An 18,721-nucleotide genomic window follows, 5' to 3' on the forward strand; every position below is an offset into this window, starting at 1 on the left:
CGGGGTTGGGCTTCCCTGTTGCCTCCGTGGCCGAACTCCTTGCGGAGCACCCCGGCACGGATGGGGGCAGCAGGTGTGGATTCACCGGTGACGTCCGGTGTGGACGGGTTCCCGCGCACGCAGGCGGCAGGAATCCGGTCGATTATAGCCCGCTCGGTGCGCTGGCTGCAATTGCCGGGCCTGGAGCGACCAGATCGATCACGCGGCCATCCTGCAGCCGGGCCTGGAAATGACCGCCGGCGTAGCCATCAGCGCGGGCGGGCAGGGCCCAGCGGCGCTCATGGCCGGCCAGCAGATACCCGGCCAGGCCGGGCAGCAGCAGGGTGCGCTGACCGCCGCTGGTGATGTAGGCGAGATCGTTCAGGCGTGCGTGCAGGGTACCGGTGTTGCTCAGTCGCAGGAAGGTATGTGACTGGCCGGGTTCGATCCCTGCATGCAGCCGCGATTGGGTCATTGGCGTGGCGTGCCCGCGGAACAACGGCAGCGAATAGCGCTGCAGGCCTGGCGTAGTGGGGGCCAGGACGACCCGATAGGCCTGTTCGCCGACAGCGGATGCCGGCTGGCGTGGCAGCAGCCAGATGCGCTGTCGGACGCCGGGCGGGATGTCGAGCAGGGTGGGGCTGGCGAGCACCTGGTCGGTGGGACGCAGCATGTCCGCGTCGGTCTGCTGGTCCCACGCAAGGATCTGTACCCGGCCCTGCCAGCGGCCGGGACCGGGGTTGAAGAGCCAAAGTTCGCCCTGGCCACCTTCGGCGGGCAGCTGCAGTGTGGTCGGCAACAGGTCCAATGCCGCGGCAGGCAACGCCAGCAGCATCGCCAGCAGGGTCAGAAGTGCCCGCATCAGTAGATGACGGTCACGGCGGACGTCGTGTCTTCGCCGTCGGCGGGAGGCGCGAGCTCGCGGACCTGGGGCGGAAGTTGCGGTGTGTCGCTGCGCTGGTGGGGGGCGGGGCAGTGGGTGCTGCCGGGGTCATCGCGGCAGGCTTCGACCACGGTCAGGCGGATCTGCAGGTTGCTGGGGCCGGGTTCGGCCCACGCCGATGTGCTGGCGAACAGTATCGCCCCTATCAGAAATGCGCGAGCCACCTGGCAACCACCGTGCTGAAAGATCTCGCTGCGCGGTATCGGCTGGATCGGCCGAATCTGTAGCGTCGACTGTCAGTCGACTGCTCCTGGCACAGGAATGATGCGCGCATCCACGCATGACGTGGATGTGCCGAAACCCCGGTGGGTGTCGACCGTTGGTCGGCATGCAGGTCAATAGGTGATGGTCACCTGCACCACATCGTTGTAGATGCCGGCCGGGGGCTGGCCGGTGACCGGCGGCACCCGGCCATAGATGGTCAGCTGCTGCGCGCTGCCACTTCCGGTGCCGCCAACGGTATCGACGTTGAGGGTGTTGCCCCAGCGCAGGCTGCGCGCGGCATTGCGGTACAGCTCGTAGGTGAGGTAGTAGGTGCTGCCGCCGATGGTGGTGGCCATGCGCCGCGTGCTGGTGGCGGAGGGGTTGTTCTGGCCGTTGTTGAGGCTGACCTGGTAGGCCGTGTTCTTCAGGCAGGTCAGGGTCAAGGTGGCGGTCCGGTCGATGTTGGCGGGAATGCCGCCGGTGACGTTGCCGAAGTCCATGTTGGTGGTGACGTAGCTGCCGCACTGCGGCAGCACGTTGGCGGTGGCGGTGAAGCTGAAGGCGTTGCTGATGCTGTTGGTGCCGGTGGCGCCGCCGTTGCAGTTGGCGGGCACCGTGGCATTGCCGAGCAGGACCTCGTTCCAGGCCCAGGTCAGCACCACGTTGGCGCCGTTGAAGGTGCTGCTGTAGGCGCCTGACGCCAGGATCTGATTGGCGGGGATCTGTGCGGACAGCTGCGTGGTCTGCGTGCCGCTGCCGCCGGTCAGGGGCACGTTGTAGGTCAGGGTCAGCTCCTGCGCCGGCGGCGAGCCGCGCGGGGTCAACCCGGTCACCTGGCTGAAGTTGGAGGTGTTGTAGAGCTGGAAGTTCATGCTGTCGCTGGTGCTGGTCTTCATCGTCCGCCAGCTGGAGCTGCTGCCGCCGCCGCTGCCGGCGCCGATGCCCACGCAGACCCGCACGCCGGTAGTGGCCAGCACGCTCAGCGCGGCAGTGGTGCAGGTCACGGTGATGTTGAGCGTGCCGGTGGTTGCGCCGGGGGCATTGCTGTTGACGTTGCCAAACGGCAGCGTCGGGTCGGCGACGGCGGCGCACACCGCGACGGCGCGGGCCGGTGCCGCCGCCAGCAGGCCGGCGACCAGCAGCAGGCCGAGCAGCAACGTCCTCATGGCGCTACCTCCGGGATGCACGCCAGCGGTGCCGGCTTCGGCCGCGCGCCGGAAGCCACCACCTTGGGCACGTCCGGTACCTTCACCCTGCATTGCCCGCGGCTGGTGGTGATGTACAGCACGCTGCCGGCGGACACGTCTTCCAGGTACAGCAGCCCGTCATAGCCCACCAGCGCCTGTCGCCCGTCCGGCAGCTGCACCTCGCTGCCGACCTCCAGCGGTTGCCCGTCCATGCCGTGCAGGGTCAGGTTCAACGACGGCCGCGAACGCAGCGCGAAGGTCACGCGGGTGCCGGCGCGTTGGCGGGGTGTCACCCAGTCTTCGATGCGATCGGCGCGCATGTCCTCGGGCAGGTCCAGGGTGTCGATGGAGACGCGATTGCGCTGCCAGGACAGCAGTGGGCTGACCAGCAGCAGGCCGCGATCATCGGTCACGCCGATCAGCCGGTTTTCCAGCCGCACCGGCACGCCGCCCACGCCGTTGGTGCTGATGACTGCGAACGCGTCGGAGACTTCGCGGGTGGCGAAGGCATGCCCGCCCATCCACACCAGGCTGCCACTGGCGCTGGCGTAGGCATAGTTCAGGCCGCCCTGGCGCGAGGCGCCGAATGAGTAGCGACCGACGTCATTGAGGATGCCGACTTCGGCCAGGCCGCCATTGCCGTCCTCGCCATGGCGCACCTGCGCGCGCCAACCGACGCCGCCGGCGCTGCCGTCGCCGGGTACCGGCTGGGTCACGTCCGCTACCCAGCTCTGGCTGTCGCCGTTGCGCTGGCTGGAGAGGCTGGCCTGGCGGTTGTTGCCCAGGCTGGCGGTGACCGACAGGTAGATGCTGCGGTCATCGCTCTTGTCCAGGTTCTGGTTCACCGACAGGTAGGCCGACCACCGCTGGCTCCAGGTGCGTGACCAGAACAGGCTGGCGTAGCGGTTGTCGTCTCCGTCGGGATAGCGCAGGCGCAGGTAGCTGGCGCTGAGCGTGCCCAGCCGCAGCAGATCGGCGCCGACCGTGGCCTGTTCACTGATGCTCGGCGGCAGGTTGCCCTGCAGTGCGCCCAGGTCGCGGTAATCGCCATGGCTGCGCACGCTGCGCAGATTGAAATTGAGCCGGCGGTTGTTCCAGCTGTAGCCCAGTGCCCATTGCCCGCCCCGCAGGCCGTGATAGTCACTGTGCGCATAGGCGGCGTTGAACACGCCCGCGCCGCCGAGCAGCCACCAGCCGCCGATGCCGGCCTGGGCCAGGCCGCCGCCGCCTTCGGCATGTGCTTCGCCGGTAAAGGTGTCGCTGATACCGCCTCGCCAGCTGGCACTGGCCACGGTGCGATCGTCGTAGGCGAAGGAACGCTGGCCGAAATCCTCACGCAGGCGGCCAACGCCGGCCGACCAGTCCGACAGGCCCTTGGCCAGCAGCTGCTGGGTGCCGTAGAAACTGAAATCCAGCGTCTGCATGCGCCCGAATGCATCGGTCACCACCACCTGTGCGCTGCCGGTGCCGCTGATGCCGGGTTGCGCGGCCAGCTGGAACGGACCGACCGGCACCTGCCCGCTGTACTGGCGCAGGCCATCGACGTACAGCTCGACCGTGGACGGCACCACCGCCTGGCCGAGGAAGCTGGGCGTGGGGGTGAGTACGCGATACGGCTGCAGGCCGTAGTTGCGGCCGATCTGCAGGCCGCCCAGGCGCACCGGACGGGTCCAGTCGACGAAGCCGCTGTAGAAATCGCCGACCTCCAGCGTCATCGCCTTGCCGGGGAAATCCAGGCTCCAGCGCGTATCCAGGCGCACGCTCTCACCGCGCCAGCGACGATCGCCGGGCTGCTGGTAGCGCCGGCTGATCGCTGTGTTCTCGACGGTGCCGTTACCAATCCCGAACAGGCGCAGCTCCGAGCTGAGGCTTAGGTTGCCGAGCATGTCGACCCGGCTGCCATACACGTCGTAGTTCAGCAGCAGGCCGGGCGAGGCGGTGCTGGCCGGTGCCCGGGTCTGCGGCTGGCTGAGCACGGTGGTCGGCAGGGTCAGCTGGTCCAGCGGCACGTCCAGGGCCAGGGTCTGCATATGCGCGTCGTAGCGCACAACGGCCCCGCTGATCTGGTCCAGATAGACCGGCGCATCGCCGCGGGCGCTGAAGCCGAGCTGGCGCAGCACTTCCGGACTGGCCTGCAGCCGGCCACGGGTTTCAGTGAATGGCAGCAGGCCGCGGGGCGTGCTGTTGAGCGAGACGTCCAGGTACAGGGTCTGGCTGGCGGTCAGGGGCGTGGGGGCGGGCAGGATCGCGTCGGCCGACACCCCGGAGACGTCCGCAGCCCCGGCGGCAGCCACGCCGGACACATCGGCGGCTTCGGTCGCCGCAGGAGCCAGGGCAGCCAACAGCGCGCCCATCAACGCCTCAGCGAGCCGGTGGTGGCGACAGCGGCGTCTGTTCCGACTCGCCATTGAGCTTGGCCGTGATCTGGTCGTTGTCGCGGTCGATGGCCGTGCGCTCGATCGGCCAGCGCATCACCTGCCCGGGCAGTACATAGCCCAGCAGGCCGGGGTGCACGATGCGCGGGCGCTGGACGCTGCCCAGCGCCAGGTCGGCGATCTGTGCATAGCTGTTGCCGGTGTTGGCCACCTCCACGCCGTTGCGTCCGTCCTGCAACCGGACCAGGCTGGCCTGCAGGCGCGGCGCCAGCTTGCCGCCAGACGGTTGCACGAACACCGGAATCGAATAGCGCAGCACGAACTGCATGCCGTTGGCGCGGGTCGCCAGATCAGGCACCTCGTCGACGATCAGCCGGTAGTACTGCTGTGCCGCAGGCGGTTCGTGGTTCGGGCGCATGACCCGTACCAGCTGCTGCTGGCCCGCGCCCAGTTCCTGCATCGGAGGGGTGGCCAGCAGTTCCTCGGTGGGCAGCAGTTGTTCCTGGCCATCCTGCTGTACCCAGCGGAAGACCCGCACCTGCAGCCTGACCGGCGAGGTGCCACTGTTGGTCAGCCACAGTTCGCCAGCGCGCTGGCGGGCCTCAAGCTGCAGGCTGGTGGGGGCGACCTGGAGGCTGGTGGCACCGGCAGGGGCTGCGGCCAGCAGGGAGAGGGCGAGCAGCGCCACGCCGGTGGCGCGCCACGGGCGGGGTCCGGCCATGCGGGCGTGCTCCATCAATAGGTGATCGTGGCGGTGACCGTATCCAGGTAGTTGCCGGTGGCCGGGTTGTTGGTGCTCAGGTTCAGGATCTGGCCGTAGACGATGTAGGGCACGGCCAGGCCAGTGCCGATGCCGGCCTGGGTGTTGGTGCCCGAGGTCGCACCCCAGACCAGGGTATGAGCGGCGTCCTGGTAGAGCTGGTAGCCAACGAAGTTGTTGGCGGTCACCGCGGCGTTGGTGTTCTTCATCCGGCGGGTGGTGACGTCGTTGGCGGTGCTGGCATTGGCGCCCGCGTTCAGCGAAATCGTGTACGGGGTCAGGGCCGAGCATTGGGCGGTCACCGTGCCCTGGCCCAGGGTGGGGGTCGCCGTGGTCGAGGCCGCCGTGCCGAAGTCAACGTTGGTGGCCGCCGCCGCCGTGATGGTGCAGGCCTTGGTGACCACCAGGGTCACGTTGAAGGTCGTGGTGTCGGCGGCCAGTGCGGGGCCGGCCAGCAACAGTCCGGTCAGGACCCAGGCGAGCGGTGAGCGGAACGTGGATCGCATGGACAACCTCCCTGACCCGAAGGTCTGTTGAACAAGGCGAAGGCGGCAGGTTCGGGGCCGCTTTGACAACGGTCGTGGCCAGCTTCTGCGGGTAAGTGTCTGTAATCCGTGATAAACAGGCGTGCGAAAGGGTGGAGATCGTCACGCTTTCACTTTCCTTGCCGGAACCGTGCATGCCCCGGATCGCCAGTTGGGTGGCGTTCGTTCAGATTGCAGCGGGATCGGCGATAATGGGCGCCATGAGCGTGAATCTGAAAACCCCGCAGGAAATCGAGATGATGCGCATCGCCGGCCGCCTGGCCAGCGAAGTGCTCGACATCGTCACCCCCCACGTCAAGCCCGGTGTCACCACCGAGGAGCTGGACCGCATCTGCCACGACCACATCGTGAACGTGCAGGGCGCGATTCCGGCCAACGTCGGCTACCGCGGCTTCCCGAAGACCGTGTGCACCTCGGTCAACAACGTCATCTGCCACGGTATTCCCAGCGAAGGGAAGGTGCTGAAGGATGGCGACATCATCAATATCGACGTTACCGTCATCAAGGACGGCTGGCACGGCGACACCAGCCGCATGTACTTCGTCGGCACGCCGTCGGTGATGGCCCGCCGCCTGGTGGAAACCACCTACGAAGCCATGTGGCGCGGCATCCGTGCGGTGCGTCCGGGCGCAACCCTGGGCGACATCGGCCATGCCATCCAGAGCTATGCCGAAGGCGAGCGTTTCAGTGTGGTGCGCGAGTACTGCGGCCACGGCATCGGCAAGGTCTACCACGACGAGCCGCAGGTGGTGCATTACGGCCGCCCGGGCCAGGGCCTGGTGCTGCAGCCGGGCATGACCTTCACCATCGAACCGATGATCAACGAGGGCACCCGTTACAACAAGGTGCTGCCGGATGGCTGGACCGTGGTGACCAAGGACCGCAAGCTGTCGGCGCAGTGGGAGCACATGATCGCGGTCACCGAGACCGGCGTCGACGTGCTGACGCTGTCGCCGGGCGAGTCGCAGGTCTCCTGAGGATGCTGCCGGCGAGTTCGCTGCTGGACACGCCGGCCGCGTCGCTCAACGACCCGGACTGGGCTGCTGCCGCGCGCCAGGCGCTGCAGCAGGCCGACGCGCGCCTGTACCGCCGCTTCGACCAGGGCGACAACATCGAGCGCCTGCTGGCGCTGCGCGCGCGTGCCGCCGACCATCTGATCCGCCTGGCGTGGCAGCGCTGCCTGCCAGTCGATAGTGGCCTGTCGCTGTTCGCGGTGGGCGGCTATGGGCGCGGTGAGCTGTTCCCGCGCTCGGACATCGACCTGCTGGTGTTCGGCGGCCCGCCGGCACAGCTGGCGCACGAAGCGGCACTGGCGCGCCTGTTTGCGCTGCTGTGGGATTGCGGGCTGGCGGTCAGCCATGCGGTGCGTTCTGCATCCCAGTGCCGCGAGGCGGCGACGGACCAGACCGTGCTGACCGCGCTGATCGAGGCGCGCCCGATCCTGGCTGATGATGCGGCGCGCCGCGCGCTGCGCGAGGCCATCGACGACCGCGAACTGTGGCCGGCACGCGCGTTCTTCCTGGCCAAGCTGGAAGAGCTGCGCAACCGGCACCAGCGTTTCGGCGATACCGCCGACAACCTGGAGCCGGACCTGAAGGATGGCCCCGGTGGCCTGCGCGATCTCAACACGCTGGGCTGGATGGCTCTGCGTGCCTTTGGCGTGCGCGACCTGGAAGCCCTGGTCGGGCTCGGCCATCTGGGTGCCGACGAAGCCGCGGCGCTCAAGCGCGAACGTGCGGTGCTGGCGCGACTGCGGTTTGGCCTGCACCTGGTAGCACGTCGCCCGGAAGAGCGCCTGCGTTTCGATTACCAGAAGACCCTGGCCGCGCGCCTGGGCTTCGAAGACGACGCCGAGAACCTCGGTGTCGAGAAAATGATGCAGGGCTTCTACCGCGCAGCGCTGGTGGTGCGCCGGATCAGCGACCGCCTGCTGCAGCGCTTCGAGGAACAGTTCGATGGCGAAGCGCAGCCGGAACCGCTGACCGTGGGCTTTTCCCTGCGCCGTGGCTACCTGGCCGCCAACGAGGCCGACTGGCCGCGCGGCGACATCGGCCAGGTGTTCGCGCTGTTCTCCAGCTGGGCCAACAATCCGCAGGTACGCGGCCTGCATTCGCTGACCGCGCGCGCGCTGGCCGAATCGCTGCCGCTGCTGCCGGCCTACGACCAGGCCGACACCGATGCGCGCGAGCAGTTCATGACCCTGCTGCGTGGCCAACGCCCGGTCGATACGCTTTCGCGCATGGCGCGGCTGGGCGTGCTCGGCCAGTGGATTCCCGCGTTCGCCCAGGTCAGCGGGCGCATGCAGTTCGACCTGTTCCATGTCTATACCGTCGACCAGCACACGCTGATGGTCCTGCGCAACATCGGCCTGTTCGCCAGCAGCCGTGCCGACGAACGCTTCTCGATCGCCCATGAAGTCTGGCCGCGCCTGCGCAAGCCGGAGCTGCTGCTGCTGGCCGGCCTGTTCCATGACATTGCCAAGGGCCGCGGCGGCGACCATTCCGAACTGGGCGCGGTCGATGCGCGCGCGTTCTGCCAGGCGCATGCGCTGAGCACGTCCGATACCGAACTGGTGGCGTGGCTGGTCGAACAGCACCTGCGCATGTCGGTGACCGCGCAGAAGCAGGACATCGCCGACCCGGTGGTGATCCATCGCTTCGCCACGCTGGTCGGCAGCCGCGACCGCCTGGACTACCTGTACCTGCTGACCTGTGCCGACATCGCCGGCACCAGCCCGAAACTGTGGAATGCCTGGAAGGATCGCCTGCTGGCCGATCTGTATTTCGCCACCCGGCGCGCGCTGCGCGAAGGGCTCGAGCATCCGGTACCGGCGGCCGAGCGCGTGGCCGAGGCGCGCGACAGCGTGCGCGCACTGGTGCGCGAGCAGGGTTACGACGACGCCACCATCGACCGCCAGTTCGCCGTGATGCCGGATGAGGGCTTCATTCGCCTGCGCCCTGAGCAGCTGGCCTGGCAGGCCGCCGCGCTGGTACCGGTGAAACAGGGCCAGACGCTGGTGAAGGTGCGCCGCATCAGTGTCGACGACCCGGCACTGGAAGTGTTCGTGCATTCGCCGGACCGCGACGGCCTGTTTGCCGCCATCGTGATGACCCTGGACCGCAAGGGCTACGGGATCCATCGCGCGCGCGTGCTGGATGGCCCGGCCGACACCATTTTCGATACCTTCGAAGTGAACCCGGCCGACAGCTTCGCCGATGGCAGCAGCGCCAACCTGGAGGCCGCGCTGCGCGAGGCACTCAGTGGTGACCTGTCGCGCCTGCGCCCGTCGCGTCGGGTGGTGCCACGCCAGCTGCGCCATTTCCGCTTCGCGCCGCGCATCGAGTTCCGCGATGAACCGGGCGCAACCCGTTTTGCCCTGGTCGCCCCCGACCGCCCCGGCCTGCTGGCCGACGTGGCGTTCGTGCTGCGCAACCAGGGCCTGCGCGTGCATGATGCCCGCATTGCCACGTTCGGCGAGCGCGCCGAAGACACCTTCGTGATCAGTGACGAACACGACCTCCCCCTGACTGAACCTGCCCGGCAGCAGCTGCATGACGCGATGCTGGCCTGCCTGGACCCTGATAGAAACGCCGGAGACCCCGCCTGATGGCCACCAAGCCTGTTAAGAAGACTGCTGCCACCGCCAAGAGCGCAGCGGCCAAGAAAACTGCCGCCGTGCCGGCCGCGCCGAAGAAAGCCGCGGTGGTGAAGGCGCCGGCGAAGAAGGTGGCAGCACCGAAGAAGGCCCCGGCCAAGAGCGCAGAAGCCGCACGCGCCGAAACCATCGCCCGCAAGTCGCTGCGCAAGCCGGCCGCGCCGGGCGTGGAAGAACTGAAGTTCGGCATCGAAAGTGCCTTCGAACGCCGCGCCACGCTGACCCTTCACGAACTGGAAGGCTCGACCAGGCCGCTGGTCAACCGTGTGATCGACGGCCTGGAGAGCGGCGAATTCCGCGTTGCCGAACCGGACGGCCACGGTGGCTGGAAGGTCAACGAGTGGCTGAAGAAGGCCGTGCTGTTGTACTTCCGCGTCAACGACATGGCCGTGGTCGACGCACGTCCGGCGCCGTTCTGGGACAAGGTCGAATCGCGTTTTGCCGGTTATGACGAAGCGAAGTTCCGCCGTGGTGGCGTGCGCGTGGTGCCGGGCGCCATTGCCCGCCGCGGTACGTACTTCGGCAAGGACGTGGTGCTGATGCCGAGCTTCACCAACATCGGTGCCTATGTCGGTGAAGGCACCATGGTCGATACCTGGGCCACCGTGGGTTCGTGCGCGCAGATCGGCCAGCACTGCCACCTGTCCGGCGGTGCCGGCATTGGCGGCGTGCTGGAACCCCTGCAGGCCAGCCCGACCATCATTGAAGACCACTGCTTCATCGGTGCGCGTTCGGAAGTGGTGGAAGGCGTGGTGGTCGGACACCACAGCGTGATCGGCATGGGCGTGTTCCTCAGCCAGAGCACCCGCATCTACAACCGTGCCACCGGCGAGATCACCTACGGCTACATCCCGCCGTACAGCGTGGTGGTGTCCGGCTCGCTGCCGAGCAAGGACGGTACGCATTCGCTGTACTGCGCGGTGATCGTCAAGCAGGTTGATGCCAGGACCCGCAGCAAGACCAGCGTCAACGACCTGCTGCGCGGCCTGGCCGACTGAAGGTGGCTGCGCCGGAGGATCTGGCGCAGTCCGCGATCTACCGGCATCCGTCCGACACCCTGTTGGGGCGGATGCTGCCGCGCCTGCTGCACGCCATGCGCTGGACCCGACTGCGCCGCGCACTGTCGCGGCGCTGGCCGATGCCGGCGCCGCCTTCGGTGGCCATCAGGCCCCCCTGCGTTTCCTCACCTGCCAGGACGAGGCCATCGCCCGCACCTGCGACTGTCGCTGGGCCAGCACCCGCATCGGGCTGCCGGTAGACCTCGACAGCCTGCAGCCGCTGCGCCTGGAACGCGAGCTGCAGTGCCCGCGCCTGCAGGCGATGAGCGTGGCGCTTGCATCGGGCCTGGCCTTCCGCTTGCCGAGAGTGCCGTTCCGGGTCGTGTCCGAGCGCCTGTTGTGAGATTCTGGCCCTCTGTTTTCCAGCATCACAGATGGCCATGAGCACCACTGTCTACGGTTTGAAGAACTGCGATACCTGCAAGAAGGCGACCAAGTGGCTGGACCGCTTCGGCGTGCCGTACACCTTCGACGACTACCGCGACAACAAACCCAGCCCGGAAATGCTGCTGGAATGGGCCGCGCAGCTGGGGGGGCTGGCGGCGATGGTCAACAAGTCCTCCACCACCTGGCGGCAGCTGCCGGACAACCGCAAGGCTGCGGACTCCGAGGCCGAATGGAAGCTGCTGCTGCGCGAGTATCCGCAGCTGATCAAGCGCCCACTGGTGGTCACCGCCGATGGCAAGGCCAGCCAGGGTTTCAGTGACAATGGTTTCAAGGCACGCTTCGGCGTGGGCGACGCATGAGCGCGGTCCTCGACCTGACCTGCGAGCTGATTGCGCGACCTTCGGTAACGCCGGACGATGCTGGTTGCCAGGCGCTGTTGGCGGCGCGGCTGAAGCAGGCCGGATTCCAGTGCGATCATCTGCGCCTGGGCGACGTTGACAATCTGTGGGCGACCCATGGCCAGGGCGCGCCGGTGCTGGTTCTGCTGGGCCACACTGACGTGGTGCCCACCGGCCCGCGCGAGTCCTGGACCAGCGACCCGTTCACCCCACAGATCCGCGATGGCGTGCTGTATGGGCGCGGTGCCGCCGACATGAAAGGCAGCGTGGCGGCGTTCGTGGTGGCCGCCGAGCAGTTCGTCGCCGACCATCCCGACCATCCCGGCACGCTGGCGGTACTGCTGACCAGCGACGAGGAGGGCGATGCCATCGATGGCGTGCGCCACGTTGCACGCCTGTTCGCCGCACGCGGGCAGCGCATCGACTGGTGCATCACCGGTGAGCCGTCGTCGACCGCGACGCTGGGCGATCTGCTGCGCGTGGGACGTCGCGGCAGCCTGTCGGCCAAACTGCGCGTCCAAGGCGTGCAGGGCCACGTGGCGTATCCGGAAAAGGCACGCAACCCGATTCACCAGGCGGCGCCGGCCCTGGCAGAACTATGCGCGCGGCGCTGGGACGAAGGCTACGAGAGTTTCCCGCCGACCAGCCTGCAGATCTCCAACATCCACGCCGGCACCGGTGCCAACAACGTGATTCCCGGTGAGCTCGACGTGGATTTCAACATCCGCTACAACCCGCACTGGGATGCGCCGAAGCTGGAGGCGGAGATCACCGCACTGCTGGAACGGCATGGCCTGCAGTACACGCTGAAGTGGCATCGCAGCGGCGAGCCGTTCTACACCCCGGAAGGCACGCTGCGCGCCATCGCCCGTGCGGTGCTGGCCGAGCACATCGGCCGCGCGCCAGAAGAAAGCACCGGCGGCGGCACCTCCGATGCACGCTTCATCGCGCCATTGGGCGCGCAATGCATCGAAGTAGGCCCGGTCAATGCCAGCATCCACCAGGTGGACGAGAACGTGCGCGTGGACGATCTGGAAGCGTTGCCGGGGCTGTACCAGCGGCTGGTGGAACGGCTGCTGGTGTGAGGATGGTGGATGCCGATCGTCGGTCGGCACACCTTCCGCAGGACTGCAGCCGGGCCCTGGTCCGAAAAGATGAGTAACGGCGGCATGATCGCCTTTTCCCAGTAGCTTGGCGCGGCCATGTAGGAGCGCTGCGCCTGGGGCCTGGCGAACAAGCCGGCCGCCGCTGGCAGGGCCGAAGGCGGGTGAGGGTCTGGCAGGCGCCAGGCCCAGGCAGGGCAGGGCAGGGCAGCCAGTGCCCCGGTGCCTCGGTTGCCGACGCAACTGTTGCGCCGCGCTGGAAACCGGGGTAGGGTCGATGCCATGTCGATCCGCCAAGCCACCGCCGTCAACAACAACCGCAATAATCTGCGCGCGAATAATCGTGCGCGGCCGATGCGGGACTGCGCCCTGGGTAGATAGACAGCAACACACGCCCGGACACCAGAAAACCCGCATCAGCCGATGCGGGTTTTTTTGTGCCCGGGCGCAGCCTGCCCGGGCCTGGATGGCCGGTCGAACACCTTCCCACCCGTGAAATTCCCCAACAGGAGCTCCCCCATGTGTTCGATCTTCGGAATCTTCGGCCTGCAGGCCGGTGACGATCTTCCCACCCTGCGCCGCCACGCGCTGGAACTGTCGCAACGCCAGCGCCACCGTGGCCCGGACTGGAGCGGCGTGTACCTCGACGAAGGTGCGCTGCTGGTCCATGAACGGCTGGCCATCGTCGATCCGGCCGGTGGTTCGCAACCGCTGCTGTCGGCCGATGGCCAGCTGGCGCTGGCGGTGAACGGCGAGATCTACAACCACCAGGCGTTGAAGGCGGCGCTGACCACCCCCTACGACTTCCAGACCGGCTCGGACTGCGAGGTGATCAACGCGCTGTACCGCCAGGGCGGCGCGCCGGCGCAGTGGCTGGAACAGCTCAACGGCATCTTCGCCTTCGCGCTGTGGGACCGTGACAGTGGACGCGTGCTGGTGGCGCGCGACCCGGTCGGTGTGGTGCCGCTGTACTGGGGCCACGACGCCCAGGGGCGCTTGCGCGTGGCCTCGGAAATGAAGGCGCTGGTCGATACCTGTGCCGATGTCGCGCAGTTCCCGCCGGGCCACTATTTCGACAGTGCCAGCGGTGAACTGGTGCGCTACTACCAGCAACCGTGGCGTGACTATGCCGACGTGCAGGGTCGCCAGGCCGATCTGGCCGAACTGCGCCAGGCCTTCGAGCACGCGGTGGAACGCCAGTTGATGAGCGACGTGCCGTACGGCGTGCTGCTGTCCGGTGGCCTGGACTCGTCGCTGGTGGCGGCGGTAGCCGCGCGCTATGCACGTCGCCGCATCGAGGATGGCGGGCAGACCGAAGCCTGGTGGCCGCGCCTGCATTCGTTCGCGATCGGCTTGAAGGGCTCGCCCGATCTGGCTGCCGCTGCCATTGCTGCCGAAGCGCTGGGCACCGTGCATCACGGCTTCGAATACACCTTCGAGGAAGGCCTCGATGCGCTGCCGGAAGTGATCCGCCACATCGAAACCTACGACGTCACCACCATCCGCGCCTCCACGCCGATGTTCCTGCTGGCGCGGCGGATCAAGGCGATGGGGGTGAAGATGGTGCTCTCCGGCGAGGGCAGCGATGAGATCTTTGGTGGCTACCTGTATTTCCACAAGGCACCGGATGCGCGTGAATTCCACGAGGAGCTGGTGCGCAAGCTCGACGCGCTGCACAACTACGACTGCCTGCGTGCCAACAAGTCGATGATGGCCTGGGGCGTGGAGCCACGCGTGCCGTTCCTGGACCGCGAATTCCTCGACGTGGCGATGCGCTTCGATGCTGCGCACAAGATGGTCGGTGCCGGCTTCGGTGGCCGTCGCATCGAGAAGGCGGTGCTGCGCGAGGCATTCGACGGCTACCTGCCGGACAGCATCCTGTGGCGTCAGAAGGAGCAGTTCAGCGATGGCGTCGGCTATGGATGGATCGACGGCCTGAAGGCGCATGCCGAGGCGCAGGTGAGTGACCGCGTGCTGGCGGCGGCCGACAAGCGCTTCCCGCACAACCCGCCGCAGACCAAGGAGGCGTACTACTACCGCCACCTGTTCGAGCAGTTCTTCCCGAGCCGCGCGGCCGCCGAGACCGTGCCGGGCGGCAAGTCGATCGCCTGTTCGTCGCCGGCGGCGATCGCCTGGGACGCCAGCTTCGCCGCAGCTGCAGACCCCTCGGGCCGCGCGATCGCCGGCGTGCACGAGCAGGCACTGGCCTAAGCCCCAAAAAGGGGACGGAGGGGATTAAGTCGTAAGTGGCACAAACGACTTAATCCCCTCCGTCCCCTTTTTGTATGATCGCCCCCTGCGCATTGGGGAATGTTCATGGACGTACAGGCAGGCGGCAACGCGCCGCCCACGAAATGGGGATGGCGTTATCTGGCGTGGGCCGGGGTGCCGTTGCTGGCCGGCGTGCTGCTGGCGCGGTATGCCGGGCCGGCGGCGCCCGAGATGGTCGCCCGTGCCACGGTTGCTGCCGAAGGCAGCTGGGCGCAGCATCTGGCGTCACCGCTGGGCCTCTTCCTGCTGCAGCTGCTGGTGCTGTTGCTGGTAGCCAAGGGCGCCGGTGCATTGCTGAAGCGGCTGGGCCAGCCGGCGGTGATTGGCGAGATGGCGGCCGGCCTGATGATGGGCCCGCTGGTGCTCGGCAGCCTGCTGCCGCAGTTGCATGGTGCGCTGTTCCCGGCCAGTTCGCTGGGCCCGCTGGGCATGCTCAGCCAGCTGGGCGTGCTGATGTTCCTGCTGGTGGCCGGTGCCGAGCTGGACCTGGCGGCACTGCGCGGCCGCCGGCGTTTCGCCTTCACGGTCAGCCATGCCGGCATCGCGGTGCCGTTCGTGCTCGGCGTCGCGTTGGCGATCTGGCTGTATCCGCAGCACGGCCCGCAGGGCGTGGGCTTCACTGCCTTCGCACTTTTCGTCGGCATCTCGATGAGCATCACCGCGTTCCCGGTGCTGCTGCGCATCCTTGCCGACCGCGGCATCGCGCAGACGTCGCTGGGGCAGACCGCCATCGCCTGCGCGGCATTGGGCGATGCCACCGCATGGTGCCTGCTGGCACTGATCGTGGCGGCTGCACAGGCCAGTGGATGGCTGCCGGCCAGCCTCAACCTGCTGTGCGTGGTCGCCTTCGTGGCGCTGATGCTGGGGCTGGTGAAGCCGTGGTTTGCCCGCCAGCAGATCGCGCCGGGCCGTGAGGGGCGCTGGCTGCTCGGCATCCTGCTGCTGTCGCTGGGTAGTGCCCTGATCACCGAAATGCTGGGCATCCACGCGCTGTTCGGTGCCTTCGCGGCGGGCGTCGCGGTATCGTCCAACGCGCAGCTGCGCGACCTGTTGATGGCCCGCGTCGAACCGTTTGCGGTGACCCTGCTGCTGCCGTTGTTCTTCGCCATGACCGGCCTGCGCATGCGTGCCGATGCGCTGCAGGCCAGCGACATCGTGTTGTGCGGGGTGGTGATCGTGGTGGCCACGGCCGGCAAGCTGCTGGGCACCTTCAGTGCTGCACGCAGTGCCGGCATGCCCACGCGCGAGGCGTGGCGGTTGGGCGCGTTGATGAACACCCGTGGCCTGATGGAGCTGATCGTGCTCAACCTGGGTTACGAGCTGGGCCTGCTCGGCGACCGCCTGTTCGCGGTGCTGGTGGTCATGGCGCTGGTGACCACGGCGATGACCGGGCCGCTGCTGAATCTGATCGAGCGTCGCAGGGCTTGAGCGTTGAACGGTGGTGCCGGCCGCTGGCCGGCAACCTCATGATGCTGGACACACCTGCATCGATGCCGGCCAATGGCCGGCACTACCGCGCCGGCACCAGTGTCATCACGTGCTTTGCCTTGCCGGGCAGGAAGGGCGTCGGCCGTCCATGCACCCAGTCCTCGTGGCCGGCGCCCCAGTAGGGTGACAGTGGATGGCCGCTCTGGCCGCCCGGCATGTGCACGATGCCGTCGGCCTCGTGGCCGGGCGAGACCACCATGCGCTCGGAAGCACCGAAGTTCGGCGTCTGCACGCGTGGCATGTCACGGTCGCCGGGCAGCTGGTCGGCGGGCATGCACAGCCAGCGCTTGGCGATGCCCGGCAGCGCCTGTGCGATGGGGTGGCAGATCGCCGCAGTGTTGCGTTCGCCCCAGGTGCGTTTGGACAGCGGTCCCTGCTTGGCCAGCTCGCTCTCGGTACGGCGTGCCGCGTCGATCAGCAGCGCATCCCAGCTGTCGAAGGCCGGTGGCAGCAGATGGGCCGGACGCTGTTGCAGCATCGGCCAGGCCACGCCTTCCAGCTGCGCCAGTCGTGGGTCGAGGTAGTCATCACCCAGCTGCGCATTGGCCGGTGCCAGCAGTGCATCGGACAACGTCTCCATCACCTGGGTGCGGAATTCACGTACTACCCGGTAGCTGACCGAACTGGCCGCGGCACGACCGCCCCATTGATGGCTGACTTCCTTCAAACGCTTCAGTGCAGGGTCGTCACTGCGCTCGATGACGTCGTGCAGCAGGGCCCACCAGCGCTGCAGGAACACCGCGCGATCGTCGAGCTGGATCGCCAGCAGATCGTGCTCGTCGAAACGGTCCTGGATGGCGAGCAGATCGCGGATCTGCCGCGCACGAGCCCCCAGGTCGTAACCGCCGTTGCCGACGGTGGCCAGCGCCTCGCCGTCGAGGACGCGACCGTTGGCGGTCCACAGGCGATGGGTGGGGGGATCGATCAATGCCGGCGAGGCGTCGCTGCGGATCGGCCAGGGGGCGCAGTCGTGGTTGTTGGCGGCGGTGAAGCCGGCCGGTGCACAGCCCGGACCGCGGTCGGGGCGGGCGCCGATCAGGCGCCAGGCGATGCGTCCGCTGCGGTCGCCGACCACCAGGTTCTGTGCGGGGATGCCGGCGTGGTCGGCGAATTGCAGGGCACTGTCCAGGTCACCGGCGCGGGCCAGGTCACCGAAGTCCAGGCGCACCGCGCCGGGCAGGTGGGCGACCCAGCGCAGCGCGTCGCCGCTGCCATCGGCATGCGTGTGCAGGATCGGCCCCCAGTCGGTTTCGTGCACTGGGAACAGCACGTCGGCCTGGCCGGCCACCGCAATCCGCTCTTCATGCACGGTCACTGCGGCGTTGGCTGGTTCAGTGCGGTAATCGGCGGTGTCTGTGTAACTGTTGGTGAAGCCCCAGGCGACGTGGCCGTTGCTGCCGACGATCACCGCTGGCAGGCCGGGCAGCGAGAAGCCGGTGACGTCAACCTGTCCGCCCGCGGCCTGCGGGTCGGGGTAGCGCAGGCGCACGCGGAACCACAGACCCGGCGCGCGCAGGCCGAGATGCATGTCGTCGGCGACGATCGCGCGACCGTCGGCGGTGAGCGCGCCGGCCACGGCGAAGTTGTTGCTGCCGATGACATCGGCCTCTTCCTGCTCGGTGCCCGGTTTCGCGTGCAATGTGCGCAGATCCAGCTGGCTGGCATCGGGCAGGGCAGCGTTGCCGGTGGGTTCGCCGAACAGCGGTGCATCCCATTCGGTGCCGTCGTGGGCGATCAATGCGTACAGCGCCGGCGGCACCACTGCGCGGATGCGGCTCAGTGCAAGCTCGGTCTGGTTGCCGGGGTCCTGCAGGTCGGCATACATGGCCAGCCCGGTCAGCACGCTGTCGCTGGCCTGCCACGGTTGCGGCGACTGCCGCAGCAGCAGGTAGGCCCATGGCCGCACGGAGAGGCCGGCCAGGCCCTCATTGACCCCGCCGACATAGGCGCTCACGGCTTCGACGTTGTCGCCCAGCGCAGCCTGCATGTTCGCCTCGGTGCGCGCGCGCAGCCGATGCACGCGCATGCGCTTGTCGGCATCGATCGCCTTCGGGCCAAACAGTGCGGACAGTTCGCCGGCGGCGCTACGGCGCATCAGGTCCATCTCGAAATAGCGTTCCTGCGCATGCACGCGGCCCAATGCGCGCATCGCGTCGGCCTGGCTGGTGGCGGTGATGGTGACCACGCCCAGCGCATCGCGCTCGATGGTGACCGGCCTGGCCAGGCCCGGCAGCGCATGCTCGCCGTCCAGGTCGGCCAGGCTGCCGCGCAGCAGCAGCCACAGGACCAGTGCGGTGACCAGCACGATGGCGACCAACACGCCCAGCACCCAACGCCATGTACGTCGCATCGCACGTCCTTTCCGAAC

General features: G+C 68.0%; 14 protein-coding genes. 8 read left to right on the forward strand and 6 right to left on the reverse strand.

The genetic code is table 11. From position 1 onward, the window contains the following. Positions 1-142 precede the first annotated feature (142 nt). From AC5P5X_RS13240 to AC5P5X_RS13260, 5 genes are all read right to left on the reverse strand, one after another. Positions 143-841: a fimbrial biogenesis chaperone gene (locus tag AC5P5X_RS13240; RefSeq protein ID WP_062607492.1), complete on the reverse strand. Its 699-nt coding sequence runs from the start codon at positions 839-841 to the stop codon at positions 143-145. Positions 842-1,257: 416 nt separating this feature from the next. Further along, on the reverse strand, positions 1,258-2,292 hold the full coding sequence (locus AC5P5X_RS13245) for a Csu type fimbrial protein (RefSeq protein ID WP_005408750.1): 1,035 nt from the start codon (positions 2,290-2,292) through the stop codon (positions 1,258-1,260). Then, positions 2,289-4,667 carry a fimbria/pilus outer membrane usher protein gene (locus tag AC5P5X_RS13250; protein ID WP_111189015.1) on the reverse strand — a complete coding sequence of 793 codons (2,379 nt, stop codon included), beginning with the start codon at positions 4,665-4,667 and terminating at the stop codon, positions 2,289-2,291. The genes AC5P5X_RS13245 and AC5P5X_RS13250 overlap by 4 nt, the downstream gene beginning before the upstream one ends. A 7-nt stretch (positions 4,668-4,674) precedes the next feature. Next, a complete protein-coding gene (locus AC5P5X_RS13255; protein WP_005412746.1) occupies positions 4,675-5,424 on the reverse strand; it encodes a fimbrial biogenesis chaperone in 750 nt (249 codons plus the stop codon). Continuing rightward, positions 5,424-5,954 carry a Csu type fimbrial protein gene (locus AC5P5X_RS13260; protein WP_005412747.1) on the reverse strand — a complete coding sequence of 177 codons (531 nt, stop codon included), beginning with the start codon at positions 5,952-5,954 and terminating at the stop codon, positions 5,424-5,426. Before AC5P5X_RS13260 ends, AC5P5X_RS13255 begins: the two co-directional genes overlap by 1 nt. 173 nt (positions 5,955-6,127) lie before the next feature. On the opposite strand from AC5P5X_RS13260, the gene map reads away from it, so the two are divergent. The 8 genes from map (at position 6,128) to AC5P5X_RS13300 (ending at position 16,293) form a co-directional block, all read left to right on the forward strand. Further along, positions 6,128-6,970 carry a type I methionyl aminopeptidase gene (map, locus tag AC5P5X_RS13265; protein ID WP_005408754.1) on the forward strand — a complete coding sequence of 281 codons (843 nt, stop codon included), beginning with the start codon at positions 6,128-6,130 and terminating at the stop codon, positions 6,968-6,970. 20 nt (positions 6,971-6,990) lie between these two features. Continuing rightward, positions 6,991-9,600 carry a [protein-PII] uridylyltransferase gene (locus AC5P5X_RS13270; RefSeq protein ID WP_464049036.1) on the forward strand — a complete coding sequence of 870 codons (2,610 nt, stop codon included), beginning with the start codon at positions 6,991-6,993 and terminating at the stop codon, positions 9,598-9,600. Further along, positions 9,600-10,646 carry a 2,3,4,5-tetrahydropyridine-2,6-dicarboxylate N-succinyltransferase gene (gene dapD, locus AC5P5X_RS13275; RefSeq protein WP_111117842.1) on the forward strand — a complete coding sequence of 349 codons (1,047 nt, stop codon included), beginning with the start codon at positions 9,600-9,602 and terminating at the stop codon, positions 10,644-10,646. The genes AC5P5X_RS13270 and dapD overlap by 1 nt, the downstream gene beginning before the upstream one ends. After that, positions 10,588-11,049 (forward strand): hypothetical protein, encoded by a 462-nt coding sequence (locus tag AC5P5X_RS13280; protein ID WP_241889075.1) that lies wholly within the window; start codon positions 10,588-10,590, stop codon positions 11,047-11,049. Before dapD ends, AC5P5X_RS13280 begins: the two co-directional genes overlap by 59 nt. 31 nt (positions 11,050-11,080) lie before the next feature. After that, a complete protein-coding gene (locus AC5P5X_RS13285) occupies positions 11,081-11,452 on the forward strand; it encodes a Spx/MgsR family RNA polymerase-binding regulatory protein (protein WP_181453844.1) in 372 nt (123 codons plus the stop codon). After that, positions 11,449-12,576 carry a succinyl-diaminopimelate desuccinylase gene (gene dapE / locus AC5P5X_RS13290; RefSeq protein WP_111189014.1) on the forward strand — a complete coding sequence of 376 codons (1,128 nt, stop codon included), beginning with the start codon at positions 11,449-11,451 and terminating at the stop codon, positions 12,574-12,576. The genes AC5P5X_RS13285 and dapE overlap by 4 nt, the downstream gene beginning before the upstream one ends. A 537-nt stretch (positions 12,577-13,113) precedes the next feature. Next, positions 13,114-14,805 (forward strand): asparagine synthase B, encoded by a 1,692-nt coding sequence (gene asnB, locus AC5P5X_RS13295; protein ID WP_108270484.1) that lies wholly within the window; start codon positions 13,114-13,116, stop codon positions 14,803-14,805. 99 nt (positions 14,806-14,904) lie between these two features. Beyond that, positions 14,905-16,293: a cation:proton antiporter domain-containing protein gene (locus tag AC5P5X_RS13300; protein WP_043034867.1), complete on the forward strand. Its 1,389-nt coding sequence runs from the start codon at positions 14,905-14,907 to the stop codon at positions 16,291-16,293. Between the two features lie 82 nt (positions 16,294-16,375). Here the strand turns inward: AC5P5X_RS13300 and AC5P5X_RS13305 are convergent, their stop codons facing one another. Then, entirely contained in the window at positions 16,376-18,703 is a 2,328-nt protein-coding gene (locus tag AC5P5X_RS13305) for a penicillin acylase family protein (RefSeq protein ID WP_111117840.1), read from the reverse strand. Between the last annotated feature and the right edge of the window lie 18 nt (positions 18,704-18,721).

It is taken from the genome of Stenotrophomonas sp. YJH_SMC_91 (genome assembly GCF_059368495.1).